Source organism: Oceaniovalibus guishaninsula JLT2003, from assembly GCF_000299575.1.
In the GTDB taxonomy this organism is placed as follows: Bacteria; Pseudomonadota; Alphaproteobacteria; order Rhodobacterales; family Rhodobacteraceae; genus Palleronia; species Palleronia guishaninsula.
In genome coordinates, this window is the sequence record NZ_AMGO01000001.1 from 25741 (window position 1) to 49062 (window position 23322).

The 23322-nt window shown below is 66.8% G+C and carries 22 protein-coding genes and 3 tRNA genes; 13 read left to right on the plus strand and 12 right to left on the minus strand.

Features of this window, described 5'->3' with window-relative positions; genetic code table 11:
• Positions 1-2: 2 nt before the first annotated feature.
• Together OCGS_RS00120 and OCGS_RS00125 are read left to right on the plus strand one after the other, a co-directional pair.
• On the plus strand, positions 3-710 hold the full coding sequence (locus tag OCGS_RS00120) for a TRAP transporter small permease (protein ID WP_007425178.1): 708 nt from the start codon (positions 3-5) through the stop codon (positions 708-710).
• A 1-nt stretch (position 711) separates the two neighbouring features.
• On the plus strand, positions 712-2148 hold the full coding sequence (locus OCGS_RS00125; protein WP_007425179.1) for a TRAP transporter large permease: 1437 nt from the start codon (positions 712-714) through the stop codon (positions 2146-2148).
• Positions 2149-2216: 68 nt separating this feature from the next.
• On the opposite strand, the gene mmsB is transcribed toward OCGS_RS00125, so the two are convergent.
• The 5 genes from mmsB to OCGS_RS00150 all read right to left on the minus strand — a co-directional run bounded on the left by mmsB (position 2217) and on the right by OCGS_RS00150 (position 7986).
• Positions 2217-3083: a 3-hydroxyisobutyrate dehydrogenase gene (mmsB, locus tag OCGS_RS00130; protein ID WP_040610163.1), complete on the minus strand. Its 867-nt coding sequence runs from the start codon at positions 3081-3083 to the stop codon at positions 2217-2219.
• The gene (locus OCGS_RS00135) at positions 3080-4123 is read right to left on the minus strand and encodes an enoyl-CoA hydratase/isomerase family protein (protein WP_007425181.1); all 1044 of its coding nucleotides are present in this window, start codon (positions 4121-4123) and stop codon (positions 3080-3082) included. The genes mmsB and OCGS_RS00135 overlap by 4 nt, the downstream gene beginning before the upstream one ends.
• Complete coding sequence (locus OCGS_RS00140; RefSeq protein WP_007425182.1) at positions 4120-5259, minus strand: acyl-CoA dehydrogenase family protein; 1140 nt, start codon at positions 5257-5259, stop codon at positions 4120-4122. The genes OCGS_RS00135 and OCGS_RS00140 overlap by 4 nt, the downstream gene beginning before the upstream one ends.
• A gap of 65 nt (positions 5260-5324) precedes the next feature.
• Positions 5325-6458, minus strand: a complete 1134-nt coding sequence (locus OCGS_RS00145) for a glycosyltransferase (protein WP_007425183.1) — start codon at positions 6456-6458, stop codon at positions 5325-5327.
• A 28-nt stretch (positions 6459-6486) separates the two neighbouring features.
• The gene (locus tag OCGS_RS00150) at positions 6487-7986 is read right to left on the minus strand and encodes a CoA-acylating methylmalonate-semialdehyde dehydrogenase (RefSeq protein ID WP_007425184.1); all 1500 of its coding nucleotides are present in this window, start codon (positions 7984-7986) and stop codon (positions 6487-6489) included.
• Positions 7987-8109: 123 nt separating this feature from the next.
• Here OCGS_RS00150 and OCGS_RS00155 point away from each other — a divergent pair, with 123 nt between their 5' ends.
• The 6 genes from OCGS_RS00155 (at position 8110) to OCGS_RS00180 (ending at position 10568) form a co-directional block, all read left to right on the plus strand.
• Positions 8110-8538 carry a CBS domain-containing protein gene (locus tag OCGS_RS00155; RefSeq protein WP_007425185.1) on the plus strand — a complete coding sequence of 143 codons (429 nt, stop codon included), beginning with the start codon at positions 8110-8112 and terminating at the stop codon, positions 8536-8538.
• An 80-nt stretch (positions 8539-8618) separates the two neighbouring features.
• Positions 8619-9107 carry a pantetheine-phosphate adenylyltransferase gene (coaD, locus tag OCGS_RS00160; RefSeq protein WP_007425186.1) on the plus strand — a complete coding sequence of 163 codons (489 nt, stop codon included), beginning with the start codon at positions 8619-8621 and terminating at the stop codon, positions 9105-9107.
• Positions 9108-9186: 79 nt separating this feature from the next.
• Positions 9187-10128 carry a Gfo/Idh/MocA family protein gene (locus OCGS_RS00165; RefSeq protein ID WP_007425187.1) on the plus strand — a complete coding sequence of 314 codons (942 nt, stop codon included), beginning with the start codon at positions 9187-9189 and terminating at the stop codon, positions 10126-10128.
• Positions 10129-10173: 45 nt separating this feature from the next.
• Positions 10174-10249: transfer RNA gene (locus tag OCGS_RS00170), tRNA-Val, on the plus strand.
• Positions 10250-10376: 127 nt separating this feature from the next.
• Positions 10377-10453: transfer RNA gene (locus OCGS_RS00175), tRNA-Asp, on the plus strand.
• Between the two features lie 38 nt (positions 10454-10491).
• Positions 10492-10568, plus strand: a tRNA-Asp gene (locus tag OCGS_RS00180).
• Here OCGS_RS00180 and mazG read toward each other — a convergent pair.
• Entirely contained in the window at positions 10557-11360 is an 804-nt protein-coding gene (gene mazG, locus OCGS_RS14645) for a nucleoside triphosphate pyrophosphohydrolase (protein ID WP_007425188.1), read from the minus strand. The two genes, OCGS_RS00180 and mazG, sit on opposite strands and share 12 nt — an antisense overlap.
• 62 nt (positions 11361-11422) lie before the next feature.
• Here mazG and OCGS_RS00190 point away from each other — a divergent pair, with 62 nt between their 5' ends.
• The 5 genes from OCGS_RS00190 to OCGS_RS00210 all read left to right on the plus strand — a co-directional run bounded on the left by OCGS_RS00190 (position 11423) and on the right by OCGS_RS00210 (position 15851).
• Entirely contained in the window at positions 11423-12583 is a 1161-nt protein-coding gene (locus OCGS_RS00190; RefSeq protein ID WP_007425189.1) for a M20 aminoacylase family protein, read from the plus strand.
• Between the two features lie 29 nt (positions 12584-12612).
• The gene (locus tag OCGS_RS00195) at positions 12613-13044 is read left to right on the plus strand and encodes a DUF1499 domain-containing protein (RefSeq protein WP_052026084.1); all 432 of its coding nucleotides are present in this window, start codon (positions 12613-12615) and stop codon (positions 13042-13044) included.
• Between the two features lie 31 nt (positions 13045-13075).
• Positions 13076-14125, plus strand: a complete 1050-nt coding sequence (gene prfA, locus OCGS_RS00200) for a peptide chain release factor 1 (RefSeq protein WP_007425191.1) — start codon at positions 13076-13078, stop codon at positions 14123-14125.
• Positions 14122-14928, plus strand: coding sequence for a peptide chain release factor N(5)-glutamine methyltransferase (gene prmC, locus OCGS_RS00205; protein WP_007425192.1), 807 nt, complete (start codon positions 14122-14124; stop codon positions 14926-14928). The genes prfA and prmC overlap by 4 nt, the downstream gene beginning before the upstream one ends.
• A gap of 212 nt (positions 14929-15140) precedes the next feature.
• On the plus strand, positions 15141-15851 hold the full coding sequence (locus OCGS_RS00210; protein WP_007425193.1) for a DUF4167 domain-containing protein: 711 nt from the start codon (positions 15141-15143) through the stop codon (positions 15849-15851).
• Positions 15852-15853: 2 nt separating this feature from the next.
• On the opposite strand, the gene rsmA is transcribed toward OCGS_RS00210, so the two are convergent.
• From rsmA to lptF, 6 genes are read right to left on the minus strand one after another with little or no spacing between them, the layout of a single operon-like run.
• Complete coding sequence (gene rsmA / locus OCGS_RS00215; protein WP_007425194.1) at positions 15854-16693, minus strand: 16S rRNA (adenine(1518)-N(6)/adenine(1519)-N(6))-dimethyltransferase RsmA; 840 nt, start codon at positions 16691-16693, stop codon at positions 15854-15856.
• Positions 16690-17664 (minus strand): 4-hydroxythreonine-4-phosphate dehydrogenase PdxA, encoded by a 975-nt coding sequence (gene pdxA, locus OCGS_RS00220; RefSeq protein WP_007425195.1) that lies wholly within the window; start codon positions 17662-17664, stop codon positions 16690-16692. Before pdxA ends, rsmA begins: the two co-directional genes overlap by 4 nt.
• Positions 17661-18863: a SurA N-terminal domain-containing protein gene (locus OCGS_RS00225; protein ID WP_007425196.1), complete on the minus strand. Its 1203-nt coding sequence runs from the start codon at positions 18861-18863 to the stop codon at positions 17661-17663. Before OCGS_RS00225 ends, pdxA begins: the two co-directional genes overlap by 4 nt.
• A 14-nt stretch (positions 18864-18877) precedes the next feature.
• Positions 18878-21031, minus strand: coding sequence for an LPS-assembly protein LptD (locus tag OCGS_RS00230; protein WP_007425197.1), 2154 nt, complete (start codon positions 21029-21031; stop codon positions 18878-18880).
• Positions 21031-22125 (minus strand): LPS export ABC transporter permease LptG, encoded by a 1095-nt coding sequence (lptG, locus tag OCGS_RS00235; protein ID WP_007425198.1) that lies wholly within the window; start codon positions 22123-22125, stop codon positions 21031-21033. Before lptG ends, OCGS_RS00230 begins: the two co-directional genes overlap by 1 nt.
• Complete coding sequence (gene lptF / locus OCGS_RS00240; protein WP_238538192.1) at positions 22122-23261, minus strand: LPS export ABC transporter permease LptF; 1140 nt, start codon at positions 23259-23261, stop codon at positions 22122-22124. The genes lptG and lptF overlap by 4 nt, the downstream gene beginning before the upstream one ends.
• Between the last annotated feature and the right edge of the window lie 61 nt (positions 23262-23322).

A 23322-nucleotide genomic window follows, 5' to 3' on the forward strand; every position in this document is an offset into this window, starting at 1 on the left:
CGATGAGTGCGCATCGTCACGAGGCGACATCGGGCTTCGGCCATATCGTCACCGAAATCGAGGAAACCGCTATCGCGTTGCTGCTGGGACTGATGACGCTGGTCACGTTCGTCAACGTGGTGCTGCGCTATGGCTTCAACCACTCGCTGATCTGGGGGCTGGAGCTTGTGCTGATCCTGTTCGCCTGGCTTGTGATCTTCGGGGTCAGCTATGCGTTCAAGGTCACGGCGAATCTGGGGGTCGATGCCGTGACCGGGCTGCTGAAGCCCCGCGCGCGACGGGTCTGCGCGCTTTTGTCGGCGCTGGTGTGTCTGGCCTACGGCGTGCTGCTGCTGAAGGGCGCGTGGGATTTCTGGGCGCCGTTCGCGGGGCTGGACCGCACGGCCGGGCGCTGGTTTCCGCTGGGCTTCGAGGAGACGCGCAGCAATTCGTTCTATGTCACCGACCGCATCCCGATCCCGTTCGGCGCCGACTGGCTGAGCCGGACCTTCAATTCCTACATGGACGGCAACACCTTGGTCGTGGAAGCCTATGACAAGCTGCCCCGCTTCATCCCCTATCTGATCCTGCCGTTCGGTTGCGCGCTGATCCTTTTGCGGATGGCGCAGGCCACCTGGCGTATCGCACGCGGGCGGCAGGAAAGCCTGATCGTCAGCCACGAGGTCGAGGATGCGGTCAACGAAGCCTCGATCACGCTGAAGGACGCCTGACATGGAAGTCGCCCTTCTTTTCGTGATGATCATCGGCCTGCTGTTGCTGGGCGTACCCATCGCGGTGTCGCTCGGCTTCAGCTCGATGATGTTTTTGCTGTGGTTCTCGGACACGTCGCTGGCGGCCGTCTCCAAGCAGTTCTACGACGCGATGGCCGCGCATTATACGCTGTTGGCGATCCCGTTCTTCGTGCTGGCCTCGTCCTTCATGTCGACGGGCGGCGTGGCGCGGCGGATCATCCGGTTCTCTATCGCATTGGTCGGCCATCTTCCGGGCGGGCTGGCCATCGCGGGCGTCGTCGCGTGCATGATGTTCGCGGCCCTTTCGGGATCGTCGCCCGCGACTGTCGTGGCCATCGGCACCATCGTCATCGCCGGGATGCGGCAGGTCGGCTATTCCAAGGAATTCGCCGCCGGCGTCATCTGCAACGCGGGAACCCTGGGCATCCTGATTCCGCCCAGCATCGTCATGGTCGTCTATGCCAGCGCCACGGATGTCAGCGTCGGGCGGATGTTCCTGGCGGGCGTCATTCCCGGCCTTCTGGCGGGATTCATGCTGATGGGCACCATCTATGTCATCGCGCGGGTCAGAAACCTGCCCAAGGGTGAGTGGCAGGGCTGGGGCGAGGTCTGGGCCGCGGGCCGCGACGCGGGATGGGGCCTGTTCCTGATCGTCATCATCCTGGGCGGCATCTATGGCGGGATCTTCACCCCGACCGAGGCAGCCGCCGTCGCCGCCGTCTATGCGTTCCTGATCGCCTGCTTCATCTACCGCGACATGGGGCCGCTGGCGGCGCGGGGGCATCCGGCATCGTCGGACTATCTGGAACCCGGCAAGCGCAGCCTGTCGGCGGCAGCGGCCCCTGCGGCGCAGGCGACGCTGCTGCAAAAGCCCTGGGCGCTGTTGACGGCCTTCGTGCATCGGGATACGCGCGATACGCTGCTGGAGGCGGGCAAGCTGACCATCGTACTGATGTTCATCATCGCCAATGCGCTGATCCTCAAGCACGTTCTGACGGACGAGCAAATCCCGCAGCAAATCGCGGCGGCGATGCTGGATGCCGGGTTCGGTCCGGTGATGTTCCTGATCATCGTGAACGTCATCCTGCTGATCGGCGGTCAGTTCATGGAACCGTCCGGCCTGATCGTGATCGTGGCGCCGCTGGTCTTTCCGATCGCCGTGCAACTGGGGATCGACCCGATCCATCTGGGGATCATCATGGTCGTCAACATGGAGATCGGCATGATCACGCCGCCCGTCGGCCTGAACCTGTTCGTGACCAGCGGTGTGGCCAACATGCCGATGATGGCGGTCGTTCGGGCGGCGCTGCCGTTCCTGGGCGTGTTGTTCGTCTTCCTGATCCTGATCACCTATGTGCCGGTCATCAGCACCTGGCTTCCCACCACGTTCATGGGGCCCGAGATCATCGTGCGCTGAGACGGCGGAGCGGGGGTTTCACACCTTCGCACCCCCGTGGGGTATTTGCCGGAAAGATGAAGGGGCGATCAGTCCCCGCGCGTGAACCGCGTCAGCATGGCGCTGAAGTCCCGGCCCTTGCCGTCCTCCCGTTCGACAAACGCTTCGTAAAGGTCGCGCGCGGCGCGGCCGAGCGGCGTGTCGGCGCCCGAAGCGTCGGCGGCCTGCTGGGCGAGGCGCAGATCCTTGAGCATCAGATCGGCCGCGAAGCCGGGGCGGTAGTCGTTGTCGGCCGGCGTCTTCGGCCCGATACCGGGCGCGGGGCAATAGGTGGTCAGACTCCACGATTGCCCGGAGGAGGTCGAGGCGACATCGTAGAGCGCCTGGCGGTCCAGGCCCAAACGGTCGGCCAGAGCGAAGGCTTCGCAGGTCGCGATCATGGTGATGCCGAGGATCATGTTGTTGCAGATCTTGGCGGCCTGACCGCTGCCCGAAGGTCCGCAATGCACGGCTTTCGCCCCCATCACGTCGAAAAGCGGTTTGGCGGTCGCGAAGGCATCCTCGGGTCCGCCGACCATGAAGGTCAGCGTCCCGGCAGCGGCGCCGCCGGTGCCCCCCGAGACAGGCGCGTCGAGAACGGCGATGCCCCGATCCGCGCCCATTTCGGCAACGGCGCGGGCGCTTTCGACATCGACGGTCGAGCAATCGAGCAGGACGCTGCCGCGCCGCATTGCCGGCAAGACGGCCGAGGCGACATCGCGCAGGATCGCGCCGTTCGGCAGCATGGTGATGGCGACATCGGCCTCTTTGACGGCTGCGGTCGCATCCTGTGCGGCGGTCACGCCATCGGGCGTCGGCGCGGCGGGATCGAAGCCCTGCACGTCATGTCCGGCCGCAGCGAGGTTCGCCGCCATCGGGCCGCCCATGTTTCCCAAGCCTATGAAGGCAATCTTCATTCCGTCTTCTCCAGTGTCCAGCCTTGCGCATTTAGCGGCGCAGTCATCGCGGCGACCTCGGCATCGGGCACGTCCGCGGGCCCCGAATGCCGCCAGCGCGGTCTGCGGTCCTTGTCGATGACCTGCGCGCGTATGCCTTCCATCAACTCGCCGTCCGACAAGGCGCGATGGGTGAAGCGGTATTCCAGTTCCAGCGCCGCCTCGATGTCGTCGGCCGCCCGCGCCTTGCGGATCGTCACCAGCGCGCAGGCCGCCGACAGGGGCGAGACGCAACGCAACGCCGACAGCGTCTCGTTCGCAAAGTCGCTGCCGTCGCGCTCCAGCGCGCCTGCGATTTCGGCCAGCGTTTCGTGCCGGAAGATCGGGTCGATGGCGTCCTGCCGGCGTGCCAGAGCGCTGTCGCCCGGATCTGTGGCGGCGCTTTCGATGGCGGCCCAGTCGGCTCCGCGTTCGAGCCGCGCGATCAGGTCGGGCCAGGCGGCTTCCGGCAGGTAATAGTCGGCAAATCCCGCATGGATGGCGTCGGCGGGGTTCATCCGGTGGCCCGTTGTGCCGAGATATTCGCCCAGATGCCCCGGCGCGCGCGCCAGAAGCAAAGAACCGCCCACATCCGGGATCAGACCGATGCCGCATTCCGGCATGGCGATCCGGCTCGTCTCGCCGACGATGCGATGCGAGGCATGGCAGCCGACGCCGACGCCGCCGCCCATGGTGAAGCCGTGCAGGAAACTGGCGATCGGCTTGGGATAGGTGGCGATCCGGGCGTTCATCCGGTATTCGTCGCGCCAGAAGCCGCGCGGCCCGTCATGGTCGCGCGCAAGCCCCGCCTGATAGATCATCGCGATGTCGCCGCCGGCGCAGAAGGCCCGGCCGGGCGCCGCATCGACGATCACCATGCCGATATCGTCTTCGTCGGCCCATGCGTCCAGCGCCCGCGCGATCTCGGAGCACATCGCGGGCGTCAGCGCGTTCAGGGCGGCGGGACGGTTCAGGGTGATGCGGCCTGCGGCGCCCGCGCGGCGTATGACGATTTCGGTCATCGGGCCAGCATCGCCCGCGCGGTGATCAGGCGCATGATCTCGTTCGTGCCTTCCAGTATCTGGTGCACCCGCAGGTCACGCACCAGTTTCTCGATCCCGTAATCGGCCAGATAGCCGTATCCGCCGTGCAGTTGCAGGCATTGATCGACGATCCGGCTACCGGCTTCGGTGACGAACTTCTTGGCCATGGCGCAGTGCTTCGTCGCGGACGGATCGCCGCGATCCAGCAGCCAGGCCGCTTGCCGCAGGAAGACCCGTGCGGCCTGCAACTCAATCTCCATGTCGGCAACGCGGAATTGCAGCGCCTGGTGTTGCGCGATGGGTTTCCCGAAGGTCGTTCGTTCAGCCATATAGGCCAAAGTCGCATCCAGCGCCGACTGCGCGGCGCCCAAGCTGCACGCCGCGATGTTCAGCCGTCCGCCATCCAGCCCGGCCATCGCATAGGCAAAGCCGCGGCCTTCCTCGCCCAGCAGATTGGCGGCGGGAACCCGGCAATCGTCGAGCTGCACCTGCCGCGTGGGCTGCGACCGCCAGCCCATCTTCTCCTCGAGCCCGCCGAAGCTGAGCCCCGGCGACCCATCCTCGACCACGATGGCCGAGACGCCGCGCGGGCCTTCGTCGCCCGTCCGGCACATGACGACATAGGCGTCCGAATAGCCCGCGCCCGAAATGAACGCCTTGATCCCCGTCAACGCATAGCCGTCATTCGTGCGTTCCGCCTTGGTTCGCAGGGCCGCGGCGTCCGATCCGCTGCCGGGTTCGGTCAGGCAATAGCCGAGAAACGTCTCGGCCGTCAGGGCGGGGGTCAGATAGCGCGTCTTCAGATCGTCGCTGCCGTAACGGTCCAGCATCGCGGCGCACATGTTGTGAATGGACAGAAAGGCCGCGACGGAAGGACAGGCCATCGACAGCGCCTCGAAGACCAGCGTCGCGTCCAACCGGGTCAGGCCGACGCCGCCCGATTCCTCGCTGACGTAAAGTCCGGCGAACCCCAGCTCGGCCGCCTTGGGCCACAGATCGCGCGGGATGGTGCCCTGTTTTTCCCAATCGCGCGCATGGGGTGCGATGTGATCCTGCCCGAAGGCGCGGGCCATGTCGAAGATCGCCGTCTGCTCCTCGCTCAGCGCGAAATCCATTGCCGCCTCCTTGTCGTTGCGGCGATCATCGGACCGCGCTGCGGCGTTTGCAAGCAGATGGGCGATCAGAGGGCGGCGCGGATCATATCCTCGACCCGCGCCAGCAGCACGTCGTTGTCGAACCGCGATACCGCCGTGTCCCGTGCGGCGCGGGCCATGGCGGCCGTGTCCGCCGTCAGGCTGCGGCGGATCAGATCGGTCATGGCGGGCAGGTCGTGTTCGTCGCAAAGCCACCCGTTGACGCCATGTTCTACCGCTTCGGGGATGCCGGCATGGCGGGTGGAGATGACGACACATCCCGATGCCAGCGCCTCCTGGATGGATGTGGGCAATCCTTCGGTATTGCCGCCCTTGCCGACGACCGAATGCTGCACGAAGACCTGCGTTTCGGCCAAGGCGTCGCGCACGACGTCATGGGGCTGCGCGCCGTCGAAACGCACGCGGTCGGCGATGCCCAGTTCGGCCGCCAGGGCGCGTGTCGGTTCCAGTTCGGGCCCGTCGCCGATGAACCGCAGCGTCGCCATCGTGCCGCGCGTGGCGTCCGCGAACGCGCGCAGGCTGGTCTTCGGCGCCTTCTTCTGAACCATGCGACCCACGGCGAGATAGCTGCCAGGCGTCTTGTCCCCCGGCACGAAACGCCGGACATCCACCCCCGAAGGCACGACATGGGCGTTGGGATGGGCGATGCCATGCGCTGCCAGGTTGTCGAGCAAAAATCGGCTGACCGCGAACATGCCGGCCAGCCTTGGCATCATCCGCCGATAGCTTTCCGCGCGGGTCGGCTGGTTCAGCGAATGGCTGGCATCCGATCCGCGCCAATAGGTAAAACAGGGGATCCCCGCCTCGGCCGCGACACCCACCATGACCTGCGCCTCGGTGCCGAACTCGGCCAGGATCGCATCGACCTGCTGTTCCCGAAGGAAGGTCAGGAAACCGCGCCTTGCCGCACCGTGCGGCATGCGCGACGTGCGATGCACGCTGCGCGACCACGCCTTGACGAAAGGCCGCGCCAGCGCGTCCAGCGGGCCGCCGTGCCCTTGGCTTCGCACGAACACCGCCTTGTCATAAGGATCGGGTCCGGCGAAGCGATTGGCATAGACGCAGGTATTGCCGCCGAACATGTGCCGGATGTGGCGGTTCACGAAGGTCTGGCCGGGCTTGTGGTATGTCTCGACCGCGATGCAGATGCGGGGGGTCATATCCGTTCTTGCGCCGCCCAGACCGGACTCATTCCATCGCCTTGAAGTTGAACTCGCCGCCTTCCTTGATGCCGCTGGGCCAGCGCGAGGTGACGGTCTTGGTGCGCGTGTAGAAGCGGAAGGCGTCCGGCCCGTGCTGGTTCAGGTCGCCGAACCCCGATTTCTTCCAGCCGCCGAAGGTGTGATAGGCCAGCGGCACCGGGATCGGCACGTTAATGCCGATCATCCCGACATTGACGCGGGCGGCGAAATCGCGGGCGGCATCGCCGTCGCGGGTGAAGATCGCGGTGCCGTTGCCGTATTCGTGGTCCATCGCCAGCTTGAGCGCCTCGTCGTAGCTGCCCGCGCGGACAGTCGAGAGGACGGGCCCGAATATTTCCTTGCGGTAGATCTCCATGTCGGGCGTCACGTCGTCGAACAGATGCGGGCCGACCCAGAACCCCTGATCGTAGCCTTGCGGCGCCTTCATGTCGCGGCCGTCCACGACCAGTTTCGCGCCGGCGTCGATGCCAGACTGGACCAGACGCATGATGTTTTCGCGCGCGGCGGCCGTGACCACCGGGCCGTAATCCGAGCTTTCGTCGTTCCAGGGTCCGACGCGCAGGCGTTCGACCCGTGGCACAAGCGCCTCGATCAGGCGGTCGGCGGTTTCCTTCCCGACGGGCACGGCGACCGAGATCGCCATGCACCGTTCGCCCGCGGCCCCGTAACCGGCGCCGACCAGCGCGTCGGCGGCCTGGTCGATATCGGCGTCGGGCATGACGATCATGTGGTTCTTTGCGCCGCCGAAGCACTGCACCCGCTTGCCGTTGGAACAGCCGCGCCCGTAGATATACTGCGCGATCGGGGTCGAGCCGACGAAGCCGATGGCCTGGATCGTCTCGTTGTCGAGAATCGCATCCACCGCTTCCTTGTCGCCGTTGACGACCTGAAGCACGCCGTCGGGCAGTCCCGCCTCTTGCGCCAGTTCGGCCAGCATCAGCGGCACCGAGGGGTCGCGCTCGGACGGCTTGAGGATGAAGGCGTTGCCGCAGGCCAAGGCCGGTCCCATCTTCCACAGCGGAATCATCGCGGGAAAGTTGAAGGGCGTGATGCCCGCGGCGACACCCAGCGGCTGACGCATCGAATACATGTCGATGCCCGGTCCCGCGCCGTCGGTGAAATCCCCCTTCAGAAGTTGCGGGGCGCCGATGCAGAACTCGATGACCTCAAGCCCGCGCTGAACGTCGCCCTTGGCGTCCGGGAACGTCTTGCCGTGTTCCTTCGACAGCGCCTCGGCCAGCTTGTCCATGTCGCGGTTCAGCAGGCGGACGAATTCCATCATCACCCGCGCGCGACGCTGGGGATTGGTGGCCGCCCATGCGGGCTGGGCCGCGGCGGCCGATGCCACGGCCGCGTCCAGTTCGGCCTTGCTGGCCAGCGGGACGCGGGCCTGCACCTCGCCAGTGGCGGGGTTGAACACGTCGGCGAAACGCCCCGATTTGCCCTGCACATGCTTGCCGTCGATCCAGTGGGTCAGGTCCGCCATCGCATCCTCCAGAATGGTCCGCCCTTGGGTTAGCCCTATTCTCCGCTCCCCGCAAACAGGATGCGCCGCTTGACTGGCCGGGGTCGGCGCGCCACCCTCGACCCCACGTCAGGAGGGCCAGCCATGCAGATGCATCAGATACTCAAAGACAAGGGCGGCGACATCGTCACCGTCGCACCGGGTTCCAAGGTTTCGGAGGCGGCCAGGCTGCTGTCCGAAAAGCGGATCGGGGCCGTCATCGTCGCGGACGGCGACAAGCCGGCCGGCATCCTGTCCGAACGCGACATCGTGCGCGAACTGGGGCGGCGGGGGACGTCCTGCCTCGACGACCCAGTGGACGCGTTGATGACCCGCGATCCGGTCGCCTGCACGCCCCAGGATCGAACCGACGCCGTATTGGAGCGGATGACCGAAGGGCGGTTCCGGCACATGCCGGTGATTGAGGACGGCCGGATGGTCGGCCTGATCTCGATCGGGGACGTGGTGAAGGCCCGGCTGGCGCAGCTTGCCATGGAGAGGGACGCGTTGGAAGGCATGGTCATGGGGCATTGAGCGCCGCGGTTTCGGCAAACCGTCTTGCAAAATGGGACGCGATAGCGTTGCCTGCCCCCTGAACGGGACGGGAGGACAGGATGCGGACGGGACTATATCCAGGCACGTTCGATCCTGTGACGCTGGGCCATATCGACATATTCCGCCGCGCCGTGAAGCTGGTGGATCGTCTGGTGATCGGCATCGCCATCAATCGCGACAAGCATCCTCTTTTCACGCTCGAGGAACGTGTTGCGCTGGTCGAACATCAGGCCGCCGCCCTGACGGCCGATGGGGCCGAAATCGTCGTGCATCCTTTCGACAACCTGCTGATCGACTGCGCCCGCGACGTAGGCGCCAGCGTTATCGTGCGCGGCCTGCGGGCGGTGTCCGATTTCGAATACGAATACCAGATGGTCGGCATGAACCGCGTCCTTGACGACGGCATCGAGACGGTGTTCCTGATGGCCGACGGGCGCTATCAGGCCATCGCGTCCAAGCTGGTCAAGGAAATCGCCCGGCTGGGCGGCGATATCGACAGGTTCGTGCCGCCGAACGTGGCCAAGGCGTTGCGCGAAAAATTCGACTGACATCCGGCAGCGGTTTGCAGGGGAACGGCGCGGGCGGCGCGCCGTTGAACGGGCATTGCGTGTAATCCACGAGGACCGGATGCCCGACGAGAAGATGAAGATTGCGCTTGCCGGAATCGGCGAGATCGCGCGCCAGCAGCATATTCCCGCGCTTCGAAACAGTTCCGACTGGCAGCTTGCCGCCGCCATCAGCCGCAACGCGACCGTCGATGGCGCGTCCAATCACAAGGACATCGACGCGTTCCTGAACGACAGGGGCGACATCGAGGCGATTTCGCTGGCCCTGCCGCCCGGTCCGCGTTTCGACTATGCGGTGAAGGCGATCGAGGCCGGGCTTCATGTGATGATCGAGAAGCCGCCCGCCGTCACGCTGGCGCAGTGTCATCTGCTGCGCGATCTGGCGGACAGAACGGACGCCACATTCTTCGTGTCGTGGCATTCGCGCATGGGCAGGGCCATCGACGAGGCGCGTCGCCGGCTGAAGGGCGCACGGCTTGACCGATTGCGCATCGACTGGCGCGAGGACGTCAACCAGTTCCATCCTGGACAGGATTGGATCTTCGAGGCGGGCAATCTTGGGGTCTTCGATCCCGGCATCAACGCGATGAGCATTCTGACCGCCATCCTGGACCGGCCGGCCTTCGTGTCGTCTTCGGACCTGTATTTCCCGAAAGGACGCGAGGCGCCCATCGCCGCCGACCTGCGCTTCGACAACGGCACCGGCGCCGAGATGACCGCGAAATTCGACTGGCGCCATGACGGCGAAGCGCGTTGGGACATTGAGTTCGAGACGGATCGCGGCAATTTCCGGCTGGTTTGCAGCGGGTCCTATATCGAAGCGGACGGCCAGCGGATCGGCGACGGAATGACGGACGAATATCCGCTGCTCTACGCGCTATTTGCCGATCTGGTACGGCAGGGCCGCAGCGAGACAGATTTCAGTCCGATGATCCAGGTCGCCGACGCCTTTCTTCTGGGACGCCGGCACGAAGTGGCGGCGTTCGACTGGCGCAAGGACTGACGGCGCACTTGTCTGCACGCGGTCGCGTCGCTAGAGGGCGGGCGGGGGCGATTAGCTCAGTTGGTAGAGCGTCTCGTTTACACCGAGAATGTCGGCGGTTCGAGCCCGTCATCGCCCACCAAGCCCCGTCTGCCGGTCGGGTGTCACCCCCTCGAAAAGCGGCGTTTCCGCCCGATCCGCGCTTGACGGCACGTCTAGCCACCCCTAGAAGCCCAACACGTTCCGGGTCAGCCCGGTCCGGGCAATGGGCGGTTGTAGCTCAGTTGGTTAGAGTACCGGCCTGTCACGCCGGGGGTCGCGGGTTCGAGCCCCGTCAACCGCGCCACCATTGCCCCGGCCGAAACCGACCTGCGGATGCGATGCGCGGTTGTAGCTCAGTTGGTTAGAGTACCGGCCTGTCACGCCGGGGGTCGCGGGTTCGAGCCCCGTCAACCGCGCCATTCCAGCCTTTTCGCTTCGTTCCACAGCCCGTCCATTTCAGTCAGGTCGCTGTCCTGCGGGGTGCGGCCACGACCGTTCAGCGCAGCCTCCACATGGGCGAAGCGGCGTACGAACTTGGCGTTCGCGCGACGCAGCGCATCCTCGGCATCGACGCCGAGATGACGCGCCAGATTGACCGTCGCGAACAGCAGATCGCCCAACTCCTCGGCGATCCTGTCGGTTTCGCCGGCATCGCGCGCCTCGGCGAGTTCGCGCGCTTCCTCGACCACCTTTTCCAGAACCTGCGCCGCGTCGGGCCAGTCGAAGCCGACGCGCGCTGCCCGCTTTTGCAGCTTCTCGGCCCGCATCAGCGCGGGCAGGCCCTTGGCCACGCCATCCAGCACGCCGCCTGCGCCGCGCTCCTTCGCCTTGGTCGCTTCCCAGTCCCGTATCTGCTGCCTGGCGGTCTTCTCGCGGCTTTCGTCGCCGAAGACATGCGGGTGGCGCTTAATCATCTTGTCCGTCACCGTCGCGATCACATCGTCCAGCGTGAATTGTCCCGCTTCCGCGGCCATCTGCGCATGATAGACCGACTGGAACAGCAGATCGCCCAGTTCCGCCTTCAGATCGTCCATCGCATCGCGGTCGATGGCGTCGGCGACCTCGTAAGCCTCCTCAATCGTGTAGGGCGCGATGGTGGCGAAGGTCTGTTCCAGATCCCACGGGCACCCCCGGTCAGGATCGCGCAGGCGGGCCATCACGGCGCGCAGCCGGTCCAGGCCGTCGGGCATGTCAAGGATGGGATCGGGCATTGCGGGTCATCCGGTTCTGGGGCAGTGCTGCACCGTCCTCCATCGCCAGCCCGGTGTCCAGAATGCCCGTCCTGAACCGCATCGCCGCTTTCGCGGACGACATGACCGAATGGCGCCGGTGGATGCACCGGCATCCCGAATTGGGTTTCGACTGTCACCGGACGGCCGCCTTCGTGGCGGACAAGCTGCGTGCCTTCGGGGTGGACGAATTGCACGAGGGGATCGCCACGACGGGGGTTGTCGGCATCATCGAAGGAAGCCGGCCAGGCCCGACCATCGGTCTGCGGGCGGACATGGACGCGCTGCCGATGCCCGAACAGACGGGCGCCGCCCATGCCAGCGAGGTGCCCGGCGCGATGCATGCCTGCGGGCATGACGGACACACCGCGATGCTGCTGGGCGCCGCGCGCTATCTGGCCGAGACGCGCAATTTCGCCGGTCGCGTCGCCCTGATCTTCCAGCCGGCCGAAGAAGCGGGCGGCGGCGGGCGCGTCATGGTCGAGGAAGGCATCATGGACCGCTTCGCCATCGCCGAGGTTTATGCCCTGCACAATGCCCCCGACCTGCCCGAAGGGCATTTCGCCACGACGCCCGGCCCGATCATGGCCGCGGTGGACGAGTTCGCCATCACCGTTCGCGGCGTCGGCGGCCATGCGGCGTGGCCGCACGAATGCCGCGACCCGGTGCCGGTCGCCGTCCGGCTGGCGCACGCCTTCGACACCATCGTGTCGCGCGACGCCGACCCCATCGACCGGCTGGTGGTTTCGGTAACGCAGATCCATGCCGGAACGGCCTTTAACGTCATCCCCGACAGCGCGTTCGTGGGCGGCACGGTGCGGACGTTCACAACCGCGATGCGCGGTCTTGCCGAAAGGCGCATCGCCCAGATCTGCACAGGACTGGCGCAGGCATTCGGCGTGACAGTCGATCTGGAGTATCGGCGTGACTATCCGGCGACGGTCAACCACGCGCGCGAAGCGATGCTTGCCGCCGACATCGCCGCGTCCGTTGTGGGCGAGGATCGCGTCATCCGCGACACCCGTCCCAGCATGGGGGCCGAGGATTTCGCCTATATGCTTGAGGCGCGTCCGGGCGCCTATCTGAACCTGGGTCAGGGCGGGGGGCCGATGTGCCACCACCCGGCCTACGATTTCAACGATGCGATCGCCCCTGTCGGTGCGTCGTTCTTCGCCCGCATGGTCGAGATGCGTCAGCCGGCCTGAAAAGGCTTTCGGAAAGGTCGGGAACGGACATGGCTTTGGGCAGGATCGTGATTTCTACGGTGGCGGGAATTATCCTGCTGACGGGCGGCGTGGCCCTCTGGGCGCGGTCCGTTCCGGTGCCGGCGGCGACCTATCATGCAAAGCGCGACCTTGCCGGTCCGGGCGACTATCCCTCCGCCGGCGGGCTGGCCGTGATGCGCGATGTGGCCGATCCCAAGGCGGCGATGGGCGACCTCGACGCGCGCATCAGGGCGACGCGCCGCACCGTTCCGCTGGCCGGATCGGTGGCGGAGGGCCATGCCAGCTATGTCACCCGCAGCCGCATCTTCGGCTTTCCCGACGTGACCAACATGTGGGTGGAGGACGGGCGGCTGGCGCTTTCGGGGCATCTGGTCGTCGGCAAGTCCGACATGGGCGTCAACGCCGACCGGCTGCGCGGCTGGCTGGGCGAGCGGCCTTGACCGCGCCCGGCGGATTGGACAAGAGCGCAGGATGGTTCCCGTCGACAGATTGATGCAGATCGCCGCCCGTTTGGAGTATCTTGAAGCCGCGATGGCCAGGGGCGGCGGCGATCTGGCGGCGCAGGGCAGGGAATATTCCGAACTTCGCCCCATCGTTGCCGAAATCGAACGCTATCGTGGCCTTGGCGACCAGATCGCGCAGGCCGAAGCGTTGCTGTCCGATCCCGAGATGCGCGCGCTGGCCGAGGACGAGCTGACGCAATTGCGCACATTGCTGGCCGAGGCCGAAGAGACGCTGCGCCTGGCCTTGCTGCCCAAGGACGCGGCGGATGCACGTCCCGCGATCCTAGAGATCCGGCCGGGAACGGGCGGCGAGGAAGCGGCCCTTTTCGCCGCCGATCTGATGCGGATGTACATGCGCTTTGCCGATGCGCAGGGCTGGCGCTTCGACGTGATCGAGCAGCAGACGACCGAATTGGGCGGCCTCAAGGAACTGGTGGCCAATGTGCGTGGCGATGGGGTGTTCGCGCGGTTGAAATACGAATCGGGCGTTCACCGGGTTCAGCGGGTGCCCAGCACCGAATCGGGCGGTCGCATTCACACGTCGGCGGCGACCGTCGCCGTGCTGCCCGAGGCAGAGGATGTGGATGTGCAGATCGATCCCGCGGATATCCGCATCGACACGATGCGCGCCAGCGGGGCGGGCGGCCAGCATGTCAACACGACCGATTCGGCCGTCAGGATCACGCATGTGCCGTCCGGTATCGTGGTGACGAGCAGCGAGAAATCCCAGCACCGCAACCGCGAGATCGCTATGCAAGTGCTGCGGGCACGGCTTTTCGACATGGAACGCAGCCGGGTCGAGGGCGAGCGCAGCGCCGCCCGCAAGGGGCAGGTCGGCAGCGGCGACCGTTCCGAACGCATCCGCACCTATAACTTTCCTCAGGGACGGCTGACGGACCACCGGATCAATCTGACGCTCTACAAGCTCGATCAGGTCATGCAGGGCGATCTGGGCGAGGTGATCGACGCGCTGGTCGCCGACGACCGCGCCGCGCGACTGGCCGAGATGGACGCTTGAAGGCCGAGACGGCGTTTCGCGCCGGGACCGCGACGCTCAGGGCGGCCGGCATCGACGACCCGCTGCGCGACGCGCGGCGTCTGCTGGACTGGGCCATGCAGGGCCGGGCCGAAACGCTGGACAAGGCGCAGGCGGATCGTTTCGAGGCGGCGATCCGCGAGCGTGTTTCGGGACGGCCGGTTGCACGCATCGTCGGACGCCGCGCTTTCTGGAAGGACGTGTTCATCGTGACCGACGCGGTCCTCGATCCGCGCCCCGAAACCGAGACGCTGGTCGAACTGGCGCTGGCGGCTCCCTTCGACCGCGTTCTCGATCTGGGTACGGGATCGGGTTGCATCCTGCTATCGCTGCTGCGCGACCGGGCCGGGGCGACCGGCATCGGCACCGATATTTCCGAGGATGCCCTGAACGTCGCGCAAAGCAACGCCGCCGCGCTGGGGGTGAAAGACCGGGCCGAATTCCGCAAGGCGGACTGGTTCCGAGGCGTCGAAGGCCGGTTCGACCTGATCGTGTCGAACCCGCCCTACATCGCCGCATCGGAAATGGCGGATTTGGCGCCGGAGGTGCAGCACCACGATCCGCGCACCGCCCTGACAGACGGGGCTGACGGGCTGTCGGCCTATCGCGCCATCGCGCACGGCGCGCTTGCGCATCTGATGCCGGCCGGCCGGATTCTGGTCGAGATCGGCGCGGGGCAAGGTGCGTCCGTGACCGACATCTTCACGTCCGCGGGATGGACCGACGTGACCTTGCACCCCGATCTGGACGGTCGCGACCGGGTTGTGATGGCGCTAGCAACCTGAATTGATGCGTTTTCGGACGAGGGCCATCGTTTTGGGGGTTGTCAATCACCCGCTGCCGTGGTCTGAAAAACCTACAGAGCGCGGGGCGCGACGTGCGCTTCCCTCCTGAACAGCCTGAACATAGCCGATGGTCCCGACAGGTGCGCTGTGTACGCCTTTCGCGAAAACCGGGACCGGGCAGATGCCGCAACTAGGCCGGAAAACATACTCCTATGAGATCTTCGAAGTCACGCTCGCGGTCCAAGTCCAACCGCAACCGTCCGTCGGGCAACATCGTCAATCGGGTGTTCGACAGTTCCGGCCCCGAGGGGAAGGTTCGCGGCACCCCGCAGCAGATCATCGACAAATACAATCAACTGACCCGCGACGCCCAGCTTTCGGGTGATCGCGTCGCGGCCGAAAATTTCGCCCAGCATGCCGAGCATTACACGCGCATGCTGGCCGAAGCGCAGCGCGAACAGGACGCCCGGCAGGCTCAGAACCAGAACCAGAACCAGGGCGGCGGGCAGGGCCAGCATCAGGGGCAGGGACAGGGCGACCGTCCATCCGGGCAGGATCATAGCGACCAGCAGGACGACGACCGGCGCCTGCGCAACGACGACCGCGACCGCGACGCCGATCCGTCCGCATCCAACGACAGGGACGACCGGCCGGCCGCTGCCGAACACCGGGGCGGCGACGGCGCCGAAACATCGCCCGATGGCGGACGCAAGCCGCGGCGTCGGCGTGCCCCGCGCGACGAGACGCCCGCCGGCGAAGTCATCGACACCCGCAGCGGCGACGATGGCGGCGAAACGAACCTTGTCGAGACGCCCGAATCCCGGCCAGCCCGGCCGCGCCGGTCCCGCAAGCCGCGCGCGTCGCAGGACGGCGATGCCGGCGGCGAGGTCGCGGAAACCGAAGCGGATCGCGCCGCCGAATAGCCTCAGTCGTCCGCCACTTCGCGGGCGAGGGCGCAGAATTCGGCGATCGACAATTCCTCGGCGCGGCGGGTCGGCGCGATCCCGGCCCGGTCCAGCCTGGCCTCGATGTCCGGACGCAGGCCCCGCAGGGCGGCCCGCAGCATCTTGCGCCGCTGGTTGAAGGCCATCGCCGTCACCTGTTGAAGGACCGCCGGATCGGCAGGAAACCGGGGTTCGGTCGCGGCCAGATGCACGACTGCCGAATGCACCTTGGGTTGCGGGGTGAACGCTTCGGGCGGCAGATCCATCGCAATGCGCGGATCGCTGCGCCACTGGGCCAGAACGGCAAGTCGTCCGTAAGCCTTGCCGCCGGGACGGGCCACGATTCGCTGCGCGACCTCGCGCTGGAACATCAGCGTCAGCGATTGCCAGAAGGGCGGCCAGTCGGGCGGGGTGAGCCAGCGGACCAGCAGCTCGGTCCCGACATTGTAGGGCAGGTTCGAAACGATGCGGACGGGCGGTTCGAGATGCGCGGCGGGATCGACACTCAACGCATCGCCATGCAGCACCGTCAGCCGCCCCGGATAGGCGTCCGCGATCTGCGCCAGCGCGGGCAGGCAGCGCGCGTCCTTCTCGACCGCGACGACATGACGGGCGCCTTCAGCCAGCAATCCGCGGGTCAGCCCGCCCGGTCCCGGTCCGATTTCCAGCACGTCGCAGGCCGAAAGATCGCCCGCCTGGCGCGCGATCTTGGCGGTCAGATTGAGGTCCAGCAAGAAGTTCTGGCCCATCGACTTCTTCGCGACCAGCCCGTGATCAGCAATCACCGTTCGAAGCGGCGGCAGGTCGTCGATGGCGCTCATGCGGCGCGGGCGCGGGCCATCGCCATCGCCATCCGCATCGCCGCCAGCGTCGATGTCGGATCCGCCAACCCGCGCCCTGCGATGTCGAAGGCGGTGCCGTGATCGGGCGAGGTGCGGACGAACGGCAGCCCCAGCGTCACGTTGACGCCGCCGGCAAAGTCGATGGTCTTGATCGGGATGAGTGCCTGATCGTGATACATGCAAAGGGCTGCATCGTATCCGGCCCTGGCCCCCGCATGAAACATTGTGTCCGCCGACATCGGGCCGCGCAGGTCCATGCCTTCGGCCCGCAGGGTATCCAGCACCGGTGCTATCAGATCGCGTTCCTCGAACCCCATCGCGCCGCCTTCGCCGGCATGGGGGTTCAGCCCGGCAACGGCGATGACCGGCGCGGCGATCCCGAAATCCCGGATCAGGGCGGCATGAGTCACGCGCAGTGTCGCCGTCAGCCCCGCAGCAGTCAACATGTCGGGCACGTCCGCCAGCGGAACATGGATCGTCGCGGGCACGACACGCAGCGCGTCGCAGGCCAGCATCATCACCACGTCATCGACGCCCGCCAGATGGGCAAGGTATTCGGTATGACCGGGCCAGGCAAAGCCGGCCCCGTCCTTCAGCGCCTTCTTGTGGATGGGCAGGGTGCAGATCGCCCCGGCCCGCCCGTCGCGCGCCAGTCCGACCGCGCGGGCGATCACGTCGATGACGCCCTGGGCGTTTTCGGGACGGGGCGCGGCGGGCAAGGCGGGGCCGTCGAAATCGTGCGTCAGCACCGGCAATCCGTGGCGCAGCGCCGCGTCTGTTTCGGACGGGTCGTTGATGCGGCTGACGGCGCTGCCGGGCGGCAGGTGACGCGGATCGCCGATCCAGAAGAAGGGAAACGACCCTTCGAGCGCATGCCAGACCTTCATGGCAAGTTCCGGGCCGATGCCCGCGGGTTCGCCGCAGGTCAGCGCAAGCGGCCCGATGCTCATTCGCGCACGATATGCGCGTTCGCCCGCAATTCGGCCAGATAGTTACGCGCCAGGTCTGCCGCTCGGGCGTCGACCAGGCGGCTACGCAGACGGTCGCGGTCGATTTCGGTCGCCGGATCCGCATAGCTGCGGTCGCACAGCATCAGGAACAGCAGCGTCTGTCCGTTCGCCCGCGTCAGCGCCAGCGAGACTTCGTCTTCGTCCAGCTTGGCAAGTTCCAGGGCGATATCGTTCGGCACCTGCGACGGCGTCACCTTTTCGCGGCGAAGGCGATCGGGCTGGCCGCGGGCGACGGTATAGAGGTCGCCACAGGTATCGACCCGCGCGCGCAACGCCGCCGCTTCGGCCAAGGCCTCGGGCGAACGCCCGCCGGGAATGGCGTAGGTGGCGTAGTCAATCTGCGTCACCGCGCCCGAAGCCGGCACTTCGTCGATGCCGCGCACTAGGAAGAAGGCCAACGCATTGGGCAGCGGTAGCGGCCCGACGACCTGGCCCGGACTGGCCTCTGTCACCAGCGCGCGGAGGGCCGGCGGCAGGTTGGTCAGGGGGATCGGGTCGATCCGTCCGCCCCTTTCCCGCGACGGCGAGGCCGAGACCTGACGGGCGGCCGCGGCGAACGCGTCCTCCCCCGAAAGGGCCAGAACCTGCGGCGCGATCTCTTCGGTCCGCGCTGCGTTTTCGGGCGTGTTGGCCGGCAGGATGATCTCGCTCAGCGATGCGGCGAGGCTGGCGCGCGGTATCTGGCGGGCCGCGCGGTCCACCTCGGCCTCGGGGACCGACACGCGCCCGGCGAATTGGGCGCGCACGGCCTTGCGCCAGGCGATGCCGGCGGCGACGAAATCGCGGAACGTCTGCACATCGACACCGTCCCCGGCCAGGGCGGCGACGAAAGCGTCCGTGTCCAGATCGGCGCGGCCGGCGAATTCGGCCATGCCGTCCACAATTTCTCCTTCCGTGACGGCAATGCCCAGCCTTTTCGCCTCGGTCAGTTGCAGCCGTTCGTCGATCAGCGCGTCGAGGGCCTGCTGTCGCAGATCGCCCGGCGTGCGGAAGACACCCAGCATCCGCGCGCGCTGATCGACCTCATAGCCGGTGATGACCCGGTCGTTCACGGTGGCGACGGGGCTGAACGGCGATTGCGCGGCGGTGGGGCCTGCCGCGCACAGCATGGCCAGCAGAAGGGCGGTAGCGGTCTTCATTGCGTTCTTCCGTCTCATCCGTTGCAGGTGCGCCGATAGGATCGGTCGGCGGCGTTTCCGCCTACGCCCGCGAGGTTCAGTTCAAGGCCGAAGGCTGTCGTCGGCTCGACGTTATCCGACGAGGTGAAGCGCCGCGAGACCGAAAAGTCCACCGAGAGACACTCGGTCCGGTATTCCAGGCCGATCCCGGCCCGCGCCGCCCGGTCGGCATCGACATCGTAGCGGGTGTCGAGACGGCCGGTCCAGTGACGCGATATCCGATGCACCGCGTCGAGGGCGACTTCCTGCACATCGTCGGGCCGGTTCTCCAAGGCCGCGTCCTCGAGCCACAGATAGGCCGCCGAGATCGCTGTTCTCGTGTCCCGATAGGCCACCCGTGCCTCGGTCTTGGTGACGTTGAAGCGGTCGTCGAACAGTGACCTGCCGCTGACATGCAGCCGCTCGCCGATGCCCAGCCGGAACCCCGCCAGCCAGTCCGACCGCGTGTCGTCCAGACCGGTGCCCTGCGCGAAACCCGTCCGGTCGTCGTCGCCGCGCGGCGGGCCGTCGCTGTCATCGCTGCGCAGGATGCGGCCGAAGGTGGCGCCCACGGTCGCGCCCTGCGGCCCGACGCGTGTATAGGCAAGGCCGATCGCCATGCGGGCATCCTGCTCGATCCGGTCGGCGCCCGGAAAACGCGACAGCGACAGAAGATTGCCCTCGTCGAACTCGACCAGAACGCTGTCTTCGTTCGGGACCGGATCGCCGCTCGTATGCGACCAGGCCAATTGCGCAACGGGTTCGAGCAGATGGCGCACCCCGTCCTGCCCCGCCCGCTGCAAGGGCCAACGCAGCGTGACCTGCGCGCTTGGCGTGACGCGGCCGGGATTGGCGGAAAACCGGCTGTCGTCGCGCACGTGGTAGGTGGCGGCGGAAAGGCCGACTTCGGCGCGCCCGAGGATACCGGAAGCGAAAACCGCGCTGTCGCTGAAGCTGGCCGCGACGCCGAGGCGATCCACGTCGCGCCCCGGCCCGTCCAACGCGCTTTCCCGCCGCAGCACGGCCGCATCGAACCCCAATGTCAAATCCCCGCCCCCAAGGTCGAGACGGCGTTCGAAACGCGCCGTGCCATAGGTCTTGGGAAGCTGATCCTCGATCGGGATCTCCGATTCGCGCAGCGTGCGGAAATCCGAAATCGTGAGGATCATCAGTTCGTCCCGCCGGACGCGCCCGATCTCGGCATCGGTTTCCAGCCGGTCGCGTTCCGAATAGCCGTAGTCGAGCAGATACGCCTCGTCCGAAACCGACTGGATGTCGAAGTCGAGCTGGAAGCCACGCGGCAGAATGAAGTTTCCGGTGCCCAGAAGGTAATGGCGCGTCTTATCCGGGCGAAGATCGTCGCGGCTGGCGGCACCTTCGAAGGCGATCTGGCCCCGGCGGAAGACATGGCGATATTCGGCCTGAAGCGTGGTCGTCGATCCCGAAAGATAGGGCGTCAGCCGCAGATCCGCATGGTCGCCCAGCGTGATGAAATAGGGCAGCTTCAGCCCCGTTCCCAGCAACGATGTGGTGCGCAGGCGGGGGATCAGCAGGCCGGTGGTCCGCTCCAGCGTCGGATCGGGCAGGCGCAGACGCGGGAACCATGCGACAGGAACGCCCATCAGCCGAAAGCTGGCATCGGTGAAATAGAGCTGCCGCTCGACCCGGTCATGCACGACCTTGGCGGCCCGAATTTCCCACGTCGGCACCGGCCGCGCGGCACAGACCTCGCACGACGAAGCGACGGTGTTGGACAATTGCGTGTATCTGTCGCCGGCGCGGGCGATCTGGGTGGCGGCAAGCTGCAACTGGCGGTCGAGGACCAGCCGCGCCGATGTCAGGATGCCGATTTCTAGGTGGCGGTCCAGATCCGCCTGTTCGGCCAGTACGATGCGGTCCGGTCCGTCGCTCAGGACGATGGGGCCTTCGATCAGCAGACGGTCGGCCTCGCGGTCATAGACGATCCTGCGGGCGGTCAGCCGGGTGGCGCCATACAGCACCTCGACATTGCCTTCGGCGATCAGACGGGCATCCGCCTCGACCCGGACCGTATCCGCGACAAGCGATGCGGGGCTCTGGGGCCGCTCCTGCGCCCGGACGGCCAGCGACAGCGCGCCGACAAGGGCGAGGGCGATCAGCAACGCGCGCATCAGCCATCCTCCCAGTGCAATAGCAGCCCCAGCGGCAGCAACAGCGCCGCGACGGGCGGTCCCCATGCGGCCAGCGCGACGGGAAGCTGCCCATTCTCGCCCAATATCTGCGCGAAGTTTCGGACGAAGAACAGGCCGAACCCCATGCCGAGCGCCAGAAGCACCATCATGCCCGTCCGTCCCGCGCGAGCGGGACGCATGGTGAAGCCCGCCCCGACCAGCACCATCGCCGCCAGCAGCAGCGGCAGCGCCAGTTCCATCTGCAACCAGACCTGGTGGCGAAGGGCCGAAAAGCCCGCGCGGTCCAGTCTTTCGATGAAGGCGGGCAAGTCCCAGATCGGCACCTCGGCCGGGTCCGAGAAACCGTCCAGGATTTCTTCGGGCGTCAGGGTCGAGGGCAGGGCTAGAGCGGCGTGTCTTTGCGCGTCGCGTTCGGGATTGGCGCTGTCGAAGCGCCATTCCTTCGCATCCTCGACCTGCCAGTTGCCGCGTTGCAGATGGGCCGCCGCGGCCTCGATCCGAAAGCTGGGAACGCCCGCCGCGGAAAACCCCAGGAACGAGACGTTGTAAAGCGATGTGCCGTCGCCGCTGGCCCGCGCCGCGCGGATCACCGTCTGGCCGCCCGCATCGCCCTGCCGCAGCCAGACACCTTCGCGCGCCAGCGACAGCGCGCTTCCCCCCCGCCCGGTCAGCCGGTCGGACGCCGCGTCATAGGCGCGCGAGGTGGCCGCAACGATGGGATTGAGGACCGCGACCGATACGGCGCCGACGACAAGCGCCACCGCCACGGGTGCGAGCAGGCTGCGCAACGCCGACCGTCCGGCGGCGCGGGTGACGACAAGCTCGGACGTGCGGGCCAACGACAGGAACTGCGTCAGTGCGGCCAGAATGACGATCAGCGGCAGGATGGTATAGAAGGTCTGCGGAACGCTCAGCAGCGTCAGCCCCAGCACGCCGCGAAACGACACGCCTTCACCCTCGTACCGGCGGATCTGGTCCACGAAATCCAGCGCCACAAGGATGCCGAGAAAGATCGCGGCGACGGTCAGGAACGCCTTGGCGAAGCGTCGTGCGAAGTAGAGATGCAGGATCACGCCGGTGCCCCGCGCCGCCAGGGTCCATGCCGGAGCAGCCAGCCGGGATGCGCGGCGATCCAGGCCAGCACCAGCGTTGCGACAAGTCCGCCGGCGATAGGACCATAGATCAGCGACCAATGCGCCGCGCCGTTCAGGATCGCATCGGTGGCGATATTGCCGGTAAGGTTCAGCGCGATCAGGCTGGCGACGCCCAGGACGATCTGCCGCCACGCGCCGAAGCGCGAAAAGCGGCCCTGCAACATGCAGGCAAATCCCAGCAGCGGCGCGACCAGTGCCAGCAGTCCCTGCGAGACGCGTTCATGCGCCGAAAATACCAGCGCCGGGACCGAGCTGCGCGTCTCGTCCACCAGGGCGGGATCGGGGTTCAGCAGTTCCGCCGTCGCCACCTCGCGGATACGGCGGCGGCCGGCCGTGGGCATCTTCATCAGGCTACCGATGTCGAAAGCGAATTCGTCGAACCGCGTCACCGTCAGGCGGTCGTCGGCCTGTTGCAGCGTCTGGACCTGTCCGTCGAACATCGCCAAAACCGGGCCGCTTTCGGATTTCAACAGCAGCGCGGACCGCGCCGTATAGGTGATCTGCTGCCGATCGGACCGCGCATCGGATAGGAAGACCCCCTGCAATTCGCCCCGGTCGGTGATCCGCGCGATATAGAAGGTCACGTCGTCCGCCGGATGCAGGAACGCGCCCTCGACCAGCAGGCTGGCGGTCACGTCGCGCGACAGGTCCGCCGTCCGGTCGGCCAGCATCCGCAGCGACAGCGGCACCAGCACCAACGTCAGAACCAGCGTTCCCGCAGCACAAAGCAGACCGAATAGCGCGACCGGACGCAGAAGGATCCAGGGGGACAGGCCGCTCGATTGCGCGACGACCAATTCGCTTTCGCCGGCCATGCGGTTGGCCACATAGACGGCTGCCGCAAAGGCCGCGATGGGCGCGACCAGGCGGATGACGTTGGGCAGGCTCAGCGCCGTGAACTCGAAGAACACCGTCGCCGAATGACCGTCCGCGATAAGCTGGTCGAACAGAACCACGGCACGGTTGATCCAGTAGACCAGCACGAGGACCAGCGCGAAGAACCCGAATATCCGCATCTGCTGCGACAGCAGATAGCGGTCGAACCTGCCCATCATGTCACTTCGTTCCCCGCGCTGCGCCGACCCTAGCCGATAGGCCGCACGGGGAAAACTGTCT

Coding starts and splice junctions, on each gene's coding strand:
- prfA (WP_007425191.1), top strand. CDS start 13,076: ATGGTTCCCGTCGACAGATTGATGCAGATCGCCGCCCGTTTGGAGTAT.
- pdxA (WP_007425195.1), bottom strand. CDS start 17,664: ATGAGCATCGGGCCGCTTGCGCTGACCTGCGGCGAACCCGCGGGCATC.
- OCGS_RS00120 (WP_007425178.1), top strand. CDS start 3: ATGAGTGCGCATCGTCACGAGGCGACATCGGGCTTCGGCCATATCGTC.
- OCGS_RS00125 (WP_007425179.1), top strand. CDS start 712: ATGGAAGTCGCCCTTCTTTTCGTGATGATCATCGGCCTGCTGTTGCTG.
- OCGS_RS00225 (WP_007425196.1), bottom strand. CDS start 18,863: ATGAAGACCGCTACCGCCCTTCTGCTGGCCATGCTGTGCGCGGCAGGC.
- OCGS_RS00140 (WP_007425182.1), bottom strand. CDS start 5,259: ATGGATTTCGCGCTGAGCGAGGAGCAGACGGCGATCTTCGACATGGCC.
- OCGS_RS00210 (WP_007425193.1), top strand. CDS start 15,141: ATGAGATCTTCGAAGTCACGCTCGCGGTCCAAGTCCAACCGCAACCGT.
- lptF (WP_238538192.1), bottom strand. CDS start 23,261: ATGATGGGCAGGTTCGACCGCTATCTGCTGTCGCAGCAGATGCGGATA.
- OCGS_RS00190 (WP_007425189.1), top strand. CDS start 11,423: ATGCCCGTCCTGAACCGCATCGCCGCTTTCGCGGACGACATGACCGAA.
- OCGS_RS00145 (WP_007425183.1), bottom strand. CDS start 6,458: ATGACCCCCCGCATCTGCATCGCGGTCGAGACATACCACAAGCCCGGC.
- OCGS_RS00230 (WP_007425197.1), bottom strand. CDS start 21,031: ATGCGCGCGTTGCTGATCGCCCTCGCCCTTGTCGGCGCGCTGTCGCTG.
- coaD (WP_007425186.1), top strand. CDS start 8,619: ATGCGGACGGGACTATATCCAGGCACGTTCGATCCTGTGACGCTGGGC.
- OCGS_RS00135 (WP_007425181.1), bottom strand. CDS start 4,123: ATGACCGAAATCGTCATACGCCGCGCGGGCGCCGCAGGCCGCATCACC.
- OCGS_RS00195 (WP_052026084.1), top strand. CDS start 12,613: ATGGCTTTGGGCAGGATCGTGATTTCTACGGTGGCGGGAATTATCCTG.
- OCGS_RS00150 (WP_007425184.1), bottom strand. CDS start 7,986: ATGGCGGACCTGACCCACTGGATCGACGGCAAGCATGTGCAGGGCAAA.
- mmsB (WP_040610163.1), bottom strand. CDS start 3,083: ATGAAGATTGCCTTCATAGGCTTGGGAAACATGGGCGGCCCGATGGCG.
- mazG (WP_007425188.1), bottom strand. CDS start 11,360: ATGCCCGATCCCATCCTTGACATGCCCGACGGCCTGGACCGGCTGCGC.
- rsmA (WP_007425194.1), bottom strand. CDS start 16,693: ATGAGCGCCATCGACGACCTGCCGCCGCTTCGAACGGTGATTGCTGAT.
- OCGS_RS00155 (WP_007425185.1), top strand. CDS start 8,110: ATGCAGATGCATCAGATACTCAAAGACAAGGGCGGCGACATCGTCACC.
- OCGS_RS00165 (WP_007425187.1), top strand. CDS start 9,187: ATGCCCGACGAGAAGATGAAGATTGCGCTTGCCGGAATCGGCGAGATC.